The organism is Vibrio sp. 10N.222.48.A3 (genome assembly GCF_041475345.1).
In the GTDB taxonomy this organism is placed as follows: domain Bacteria; phylum Pseudomonadota; class Gammaproteobacteria; order Enterobacterales; family Vibrionaceae; genus Vibrio; species Vibrio tasmaniensis_A.
Genome location: NZ_JBFRVX010000828.1, coordinates 1 through 2,167, shown reverse-complemented (window position 1 = coordinate 2,167; position 2,167 = coordinate 1). Strand labels below are relative to the sequence as shown.

The 2,167-nt window shown below is 41.0% G+C and carries 2 protein-coding genes and 1 tRNA gene; all 3 read right to left on the bottom strand.

Annotated elements, in window-relative coordinates; translation table 11 throughout:
- Positions 1–179: 179 nt before the first annotated feature.
- Positions 180–270, bottom strand: a tRNA-Ser gene (locus tag AB4653_RS20405).
- Between the two features lie 180 nt (positions 271–450).
- Positions 451–900, bottom strand: coding sequence for an L-alanine exporter AlaE (locus tag AB4653_RS20400; RefSeq protein ID WP_009846408.1), 450 nt, complete (start codon positions 898–900; stop codon positions 451–453).
- Positions 901–1,148: 248 nt separating this feature from the next.
- Positions 1,149–2,167, bottom strand: a 1,019-nt coding sequence (locus AB4653_RS20395; protein WP_372105182.1) for an ATP-binding protein, incomplete at its 5' end; no start/stop codon positions are given.

The window sequence follows — 2,167 nt, the reverse complement described above, 5'->3', positions numbered from 1 at the left end:
AGCTAGGGTGACCAGTTATTTACTACGATTGGTATAATACCAATCACAGTAAGCAAGTGGTCATAAATAGCGTTGGAAGGCGTGATAACTAGGCAAAGGACATTGGGCTAGAGATAGAGATAAAATATAGGTGCTCTAAAACGAGAAAACCCTAGCATTTCTGCTAGGGTTTTGAATAGTGGTGGAAGGATGGGGATTTGAACCCCAGATACGCTATAAACGTATACTCGCTTTCCAGGCGAGCGCCTTAAGCCACTCAGCCATCCTTCCACAAATTGTGTGTTGAGCTTGTCACTCAACGAGGCGCTACTTTATTGATTCTGCTTGCTTTGGTCAAGAGGCATTATCAAAAAAAGTGCCTTTTTCAGTTTGTTCGATTACAAATTAACTCATTAGATCAAAAACAAACCAAATTTCATTCTATCGTTGTACTTACGCTTGTTGCTTTTCTTAAGCTTGTTGATAGTAGCCCGGAACTCTAAACCATTTACGGCACATATCTAAGAAATAACCGTACAGCACGCCCATACCACATGAGATAACAGCGTTACTGGTGACAGCCGTAACAATCTGGTCGCTCGAAGCACCTACTGCCAATAAAATACCGGCATACACAGGTGACTGGAATAACACGTACGCCACCAAGTCAGACAAATTTTTCATCAATGAGCTTTGTGAAAGCTTTGCGCCGTTACGCAAGAACCAATCACGAAAGACTCCATAAGGCCAAGCGATAGCTATGTTTACCGGAATAGATAACGTTCGAGAAGCAAGAGACTGCTCAAACGTCATACCAGAAATAAACACTTCAACAATCATTCCAGAAATAAAACAGAAAACGACCATAGCGAATGTATCCGCAGCTGCGTTTCGAATACAGAATGGACCACGAGACTTCATTGACGATAAACCTAAAATATATCACTACTTAATTAGTGATTTAACAACACATAAACAAGGCTAGATTACACCTAGCCAGATAATGTCACTATTAAATCACAATATAAGCAGTCATACATTCCAAATTAAAAATAAAGTTGTAAATTAACAACCAAAAACCACTTTAAAAGCAGTCACTTCCACCAACAAAACCCACAAAGGTCAAATAACGAGCGATTTGTTATTATATTTCCGTAATTAAACAACAACTATGCCATAGGAAGATTTACCGTAATGCTATTGATGATTTCTTGTTCAGGAGTGAAACCGAGAGAAACCTGCTCTAAAGCTTTATCGACGTGATCTGTGAGCTTTGCATTATTCATAGGTTCAGCATGAACACGCAAGCTCTCTAATGCAGACTTAATCAGCGCTAAGTTATTATCTTCGAGCGCAACGTACAGCGTGACGAGTAGCTCTTCTGTGTTATCTTTGTTTCGTAGATCAGGTTTAGGTAGTGACTCGCTGTTACTTTGCGAATCGTTTTTTTCTACATCTAGGCTATCAAGATCATTAGCTCTAACTTCATGGTATTGGTAAAGCTTGTTTGAATAGCGGAATAACGCATCATCCAACTCACGCTCATCAATCGGTTTGGCAATAATATAATCCACACCCGCACCAAGCATACGTTCGCGAGTCTCTTTAAAGACATCAGCCGTACAACCAAACACCAGTACCGATGATATCTCACCTATCAAAGCTCGAATTGCAGTGGTTGATTCAACGCCGTCCATCACTGGCATATGGTTATCCATTAATACCAAATCAAAGCGCTCAGCCACCACGGCTTGTATCGCAAGTTCACCATTTTCGACGCTCTTACAAGTAAAGCCTTTACTGCTCATGAAAGTTTCAATAATGACTGTATTGGTTCGGTTATCTTCGACAATCAGTACCTTCAAGCCAGAGTAATCTAACTTTTTATGTGGCAAGCTCTCTATTTCGCCAGGCTGGCAAGGCTTAATCTTCAAGCGAACATCGAAGCTGGTGCCTATCCCTTCTTCACTGGTGACACTAATACTGCCTTCCATCAATTGGGCAATTTTCTTCACAATCGCTAACCCGAGACCAGTACCGCCAAAGCGTCTCGTAGTCGAAGACTCAGCTTGTTCAAACGGTTTAAAAATACGTTTTTGTGCTTCTTTAGATATACCAATACCGGTGTCGCGAACTCGAATACTAAGGTAGGTGTCACTCCCCTCTACGACTTCTTTAAGATACACCT